This window comes from Psychrobacillus sp. NPDC058041, from assembly GCF_042885655.1.
Lineage (GTDB): Bacteria > Bacillota > Bacilli > Bacillales_A > Planococcaceae > Psychrobacillus.
On record NZ_JBHVRO010000018.1, the window covers coordinates 40,432 to 47,027 of the forward strand.

A 6,596-nucleotide genomic window follows, 5' to 3' on the forward strand; every position below is an offset into this window, starting at 1 on the left:
TTATGTTCAAAGATAAAACGTTACTTATTACTGGTGGTACAGGCTCATTTGGAAATGCTGTAATGGAACGTTTCTTAAATACTGACATAAAAGAAATACGCATATTTTCACGCGATGAGAAAAAACAGGATGATATGCGTAAATTATATAATAATGACAAATTAAAGTTTTATATAGGTGATGTAAGAGATTTAGAAAGCGTTAAATATGCAATGAATGAAGTTGACTATGTTTTTCATGCTGCTGCTTTGAAGCAGGTTCCATCTTGTGAATTTTATCCGATGGAAGCAGTTAAAACAAATGTAATTGGTACAGAAAATGTTTTAAATGCATCGATTGAATTCGGAGTGAAAAAGGTCATTTGTCTTTCAACAGATAAAGCAGCATATCCAATAAATGCAATGGGTATATCTAAAGCTATGATGGAGAAAGTTGTAGTTGCTAAAGCAAAAACTGTTGCTCCTGAAAAAACATTAATCTGTGGAACAAGATACGGTAATGTTATGGCTTCTCGTGGATCAGTTATCCCACTATTTGTAGAACAATTGAAAGTAGGAAAAGCCTTAACTTTAACTGATCCAGAAATGACACGATTTTTAATGAGTCTTGAAGAAGCAGTGGAGTTAGTAATATTTGCTTTTGAAAATGCAAATGCAGGAGATATTATGGTACAAAAATCACCTGCATCTACAATTGCTGATTTAGCACAAGCAATAAAAGAATTATTTCATGCTGACAATGAAATAAAGATTATTGGTACGAGACATGGAGAAAAACTTTTTGAAACGCTATTAACTAGAGAAGAAACTGTAGTTGCCGAAGATTTAGAGGGGTTTTATAGAGTCCCAGCAGATAATAGAGATTTAAATTATGATAAATATTTTGAAGTTGGGGATAAAGTGCTTTCATCTATTGAAGAATATAATTCTCATAATACTTATCGTTTAACTATTGAACAAATAAAAGATAAACTTCTACAACTACCTTATATTCAAAGTGAATTGAAAGGATGAAATTAGTGAAGATTCTCATAACAGGGGCTTCTGGATTTGTAGGAAAAAACTTGGTAGAAGAATTGAAAAATAGAGGGTATACAGATTTATTTCTGTTTACAAAAGAAAATTCATTAGAAGATCTAATGACATTCGCCGAAAAATGTGATTTTGTATTTCATTTAGCAGGTATTAACAGGCCAAGAAATGAAGAAGAATTTATGGAAGGTAATTTTGGTTTTACCTTAAAGTTAGTAGAATTTTTAAAAATGCATAATAATAAATCTCCTATTCTTATTACTTCATCGATCCAGGCGGAAATACCTAATCTTTATGGGGAAAGTAAAAAAGCAGCGGAAGACCTATTATTCAATTACTCGAAAGAAACTGGCTCAGATGTCTATGTATATAGGCTTCCGAATTTGTTCGGAAAATGGAGTAAACCTAATTATAATTCAGTAGTAGCAACGTATTGTTATAATATCGCTAGAAATATAGACATTCAGGTCAATAATGCAGAAAATGCACTTACTCTTTGTTATATTGATGATGTCTTAGAGGAGTTTGTGAATGCACTAGAGGGTTCTCCAACAAAACAAAATAACTATTGCGTAATACAAACAACACATTCCATTAAACTTGGTGAATTAGCGGAACGAATCGAAAGCTTCAAAATGATTCGAGGTACATTAAATGTACCTAATATGGAAGACTACTTGACCAAAAAGCTTTACAGTACTTATTTAAGCTTTTTACCAGAAGATAAATTTTCATATGACCTAAAGATGAATGTAGATGATCGTGGATCTTTCACGGAATTTGTTCGAACTGCGGATAGAGGACAAGTTTCAGTTAATGTGTCTAAACCAGGAATTACAAAAGGAAACCATTGGCATCATACGAAGAATGAAAAGTTTCTAGTGGTAAGTGGGGAAGGTCTTGTTAGATTTAGAAAAATAGATTCTGAAAAAATTATTGAATACAAAGTGAGTGCTGAGAAGTTTGAAGTCGTGGACATACCTCCAGGTTATACACATTCCATTGAAAATGTTGGTGAAGCCGACCTAGTAACAATCATGTGGGTAAATGAGTGTTTTAATCCTGAAAATCCAGATACTTATTACTTGAGTGTATGACAATGAAAAAATTAAAAGTCATGACAGTGGTTGGTACTAGACCAGAGATTATTCGATTGTCAGCAGTAATAAATAAATTAGAAGAATCTAATGCAATTGAACATACACTTGTCCATACGGGACAGAACTATGATTATGAGTTAAATGAAGTATTTTTTAAAGATTTTAAATTAAAAAAACCTGATTTTTTTCTTAATTCAGCTACAGGAACAGCAGTTGAAACCATTGGAAATATCTTAATGAAAATAGATCCTATTATGGAACAAATAAAACCAGAAGCCTTATTAGTTTTGGGAGATACAAATAGTTGCCTATGTGCCATCGCAGCAAAAAGAAGACATATTCCTATTTTTCACATGGAAGCAGGGAATAGATGTTTTGACCAAAGAGTACCTGAAGAAACGAATAGAAAGATTGTCGATCATATTGCAGACATTAACTTAACCTATAGTGATATTGCAAGAGAATATTTGTTAAGAGAAGGTCTGCCAGCAGACAGAATTATTAAAACTGGGAGTCCGATGTTTGAAGTTCTGAATTCAAGAAAAGATGACATTGAAAAATCAGACGTATTAGAAAGATTGGGACTAGAAGAAGAAAAATATTTTGTAGTATCTGCTCACAGAGAAGAAAACATCAATTCTGAAACCAATTTTTGGAGTTTGGTTGGTGGATTAAATGCTGTTGCAAAGAAGTATAATATGCCCGTAATTGTAAGCACGCACCCTAGAACTCAAAATATGATAAATGCAAAAGGAGTAGAGTTTAACTCATTAGTTAAAACAATGAAACCTTTAGGGTTTAATGATTATATAAAACTTCAAGTTAAATCAAAAGCAGTTTTAAGTGATAGTGGGACGATTAGTGAAGAATCTTCAATTCTTGGGATTAGAGCACTAAATATAAGACAAGCACATGAAAGACCAGAGGCGATGGAAGAGGCATCGGTTATGATGGTGGGTTTAACAAAGGATAGAATATTACAGGGATTAAACGTCTTAGAGGCACAAGAAAAAAACACATTAAGACTTGTTGAAGACTACAGTATGCCGAATGTATCGGATAAAGTACTTAGGATTATATTGTCTTATACAGATTACGTTAATAGAATTGTTTGGGACAAGGAATTATGAAACAGAATTTTCTGTTCTTAGGTTTTGCGATACCAGATGAAGAAATGAAGGAAGTTCTAAGTATAGATAAGTTACCTGCTATCCAGACCCATAAATTTAATTGGAACTTAATTAAAGGTGTGGAAATATACGACACTTTCAATTTCACGTATATTTCAGCAAGACCAATTTCGGATTATCCTTTTTTTCCTCAAAAAAAAATTAAAAGTAAAGAATGGAAAGTAGATATTTTTGACAAAAAAATTGAAATCTTAGAAATTTGCTTTCATAATTCTAGCATTTTTAAAATAGTAACAAGGTTTTTTTCAGGTCTTTACTACAGTATAAAAAAATATCATAAAGAAAAAAATAAAAGTGGCGTAATTGTATATTCGGTACATGTTCCATTTATGATAATAGGTTATTTTATATCAAAGATTTATAAGGTTGACTATATTGTTATATGGACGGATCCCCCTGCTGTGCAAAATGGAAGAGAAAGCTTTATGAAAAAAAAATTAAGAGGAGTAGAACGATTTTTCAGTAGACATTTGATGAAAAGAGTTTCTAAAGTTATAGCCCTTACAAAATATCTTGCTGAGGATTTCGCTCCTAATAAACCTTATTTAGTCATTGAAGGAATAATAGACGAAAAAGACATAAATTTAAATACAAAAGATGAACAAAACGGAGAATTGAATGTTATTAAAGTAGTATACACAGGTTCCATAGAAAAAAGGTATGGAATCAAGAATATAGTGGAAGGTTTTCAATTTATTAAAGATGATAACATTATACTTGAAATATATGGTCATGGTGACTATGAAGAAGAGTTGGAAAAAGTTTGTACTATAAATAACAATATAAGATATAAGGGGTTTATCCCAAATAAAGACATTTTAAAAATACAAAGAGAAGCTGATTTTTTAATCAATGCTCGATCTGCTGAAGATGAATATGTAAAATATTCTTTTCCCTCCAAGACACTTGAATATATGCTTTCTGGAACTCCACTAATAACAACCATGCTACCTGGAATCCCGGATGAATACAAAGATTATATTATACTATTAGAAAATAATGATCCACAAAATATTAGTGAGACACTACATCGAGTAAAAAGATTAAATAAACAAGAAAGAATTAATATTGGAATGAATGCACTGGAATTTGCAAAATCAAAGAATTATGTTAAACAAGGTAGAAAAATAATCAATTTCCTCTCATAACACAATAAGGAAGGTAGTTTATATTTGAAGAAAAATATATTGTTTGCATATCCTGAATTATTTTTGGGAGGCAGCACAACAAGTTTGATATCTATACTAAATTCTATTGATTACAGCAAGTACAATGTCGATTTAGTTTTATATAGAAAAAATGGTGTTTATTTAAAAAGTATTCCTAAAGAAGTTAATATACTAAATGAGGTTTGTAAGAATAATAAAAATAATTTTTTAAAGAAGCTTAGATTTATAGTTAAGTATTTATTAAAAGGATATTTAATAAAAGCATTATTTTATGAACTAAAATATAAAAAAAAGTTCGGGTTAAATATTCAGGTTTTATCAAAAATATCTGCTAAGGAATCGTACAAGGTTGAAAAAGAGTACGATGCAGCTATTGGATATTTTGAGTACTGGGGAAATGACTATGTATTAAATAATGTCAATGCTAATAAAAAAATCGCATGGATCCATACTGATTATGAAGGTGCGGAATTTATTCCTGAAATAGATTTGGAGACATTCAGTAAAGCTTCAAAAATTGTATGTGTATCCAAAGATTGTCAAAAAAGTTGTAAAAGATCATTTCCATCACTAACGAATAAAATAATATATATGGAAAATATTATTACAAAAGCTCAATTGATTAATAAATCTAGTGAAACAATAACTGATTTTGATATTAATATTGATAGTATTAACATTATTACAGTAAGTAGACTTTCAATAAATACTAAAGGTTTTGATAGGATAATTTCAGCTGTTAAAAAGCTTGTTGATGAAGGTTATAAATTTAAATGGTATGTAATTGGAGACGGTCCTGATAGGAAAAAAATAGAAAAGTTAGTATATGATAATTGTCTAGAAAATAATATTTTCTTGTTGGGTAAAAGGTTAAACCCGTATCCTTATATTATCAAATGCGATATTTTTGTAATGCCTTCAAGATATGAAGGTAAACCAATGGCTGTAACTGAAGCACAAATATTAGGATTACCTATTATTGTAACCAAATATGAGTCTGCAAAACAGCAGGTTAAAAATGGGATAGACGGACTTGTAGTAGAAAACAATGATGTGAGTATTTATTATGGAATTAAGAAAATTTTGGATAAACCTGAATTATTAAAGCAATTTAAAGTAAATATTGAAAAGAGAAATTTAAGTAATGAGAAAGAGATATACAAGTTATATAAAATGATTGAATAATCTTGTAGGAGTTATTTTGAGGTAATGTCAATATTTATGTGTATATAAATATTGACCTTTTCTTATTCTCTTTTATTCTTTTTTTAGTACTTAATCAAAGTCAATATGGCAATTCGTTGGCGAACCGTTGATTATAATTCTTGAATTGCGAAACCAGAAATCTATCAAGAGTATCTTCGTTAGGGCATTCTCTTTACGCTTCGCTTTTTGTATTTATTCATTTACACAAGATATTTTACACTTTCTACTTTTTATATATAGCACTAACCGTAGTGTATATAAGGATATAAAGTTAGCAATTACAATTATAGTAAACTTTATATTTTTGCATTATATGTATCTAGTAAGCGTAAATAAAATATTTTTAGGTTGTGGGGAGAGCTAATGTTATTAAATTTAATTTGTATTTTATATATTCTCTTGATTGTTTTATTTCATCAAATTGGTTTCATTGCTAATATTAAAATTAATAATAGACAATATATGTTTCTATTAATTACTTTTGGACTTTGTTATGCCTATTTAGGTTCACAATTGGTTCCACCACCAACGTGGGATCTATTTCATCATTATAATGAAATAGATAATATGAGGAGAGGTGGTATAGAATTTACGTTAACACAAGCAAATTACAAAGAACTATTTGTAATTAATTTTTTATTTTACTTTGTTTCCTTATTCAGTAACAATAACTTAATAGTTTTTATAACATTATTTATTGAGTATTTAATATTTACATATATAACATGCGATATAAAAAAGAAATATGATAATAAAAATAGCATAGCTTTTTCAATTAATTTCTTTCTTTTTTTTGCTTTGATTAACATAGTTGAATATAAAAATACGCCAATAGGTTATATGCAGTATTACCCAATATTAGACACCCAATTAAGGGCATATGGTTATTTAGAGCAACAG

At 29.5% G+C, this 6,596-nt stretch carries 5 protein-coding genes and 1 pseudogene; all 6 read left to right on the plus strand.

Features of this window, described 5'->3' with window-relative positions; translation table 11 throughout:
• The first annotated feature begins 2 nt into the window (after positions 1-2).
• Complete coding sequence (locus ACFVR1_RS18990) at positions 3-1,013, plus strand: polysaccharide biosynthesis protein (RefSeq protein ID WP_387586255.1); 1,011 nt, start codon at positions 3-5, stop codon at positions 1,011-1,013.
• Positions 1,014-1,018: 5 nt separating this feature from the next.
• Positions 1,019-2,128 (plus strand): polysaccharide biosynthesis C-terminal domain-containing protein, encoded by a 1,110-nt coding sequence (locus tag ACFVR1_RS18995; RefSeq protein ID WP_387586256.1) that lies wholly within the window; start codon positions 1,019-1,021, stop codon positions 2,126-2,128.
• A 2-nt stretch (positions 2,129-2,130) separates the two neighbouring features.
• Positions 2,131-3,261: a non-hydrolyzing UDP-N-acetylglucosamine 2-epimerase gene (gene wecB, locus ACFVR1_RS19000; RefSeq protein WP_387586257.1), complete on the plus strand. Its 1,131-nt coding sequence runs from the start codon at positions 2,131-2,133 to the stop codon at positions 3,259-3,261.
• Positions 3,258-4,469 carry a glycosyltransferase gene (locus tag ACFVR1_RS19005; RefSeq protein ID WP_387586258.1) on the plus strand — a complete coding sequence of 404 codons (1,212 nt, stop codon included), beginning with the start codon at positions 3,258-3,260 and terminating at the stop codon, positions 4,467-4,469. Before wecB ends, ACFVR1_RS19005 begins: the two co-directional genes overlap by 4 nt.
• 24 nt (positions 4,470-4,493) lie before the next feature.
• A complete protein-coding gene (locus ACFVR1_RS19010) occupies positions 4,494-5,675 on the plus strand; it encodes a glycosyltransferase (protein WP_387586259.1) in 1,182 nt (393 codons plus the stop codon).
• A 384-nt stretch (positions 5,676-6,059) separates the two neighbouring features.
• Positions 6,060-6,596, plus strand: a pseudogene (locus tag ACFVR1_RS19015) (hypothetical protein); the annotation flags it as partial.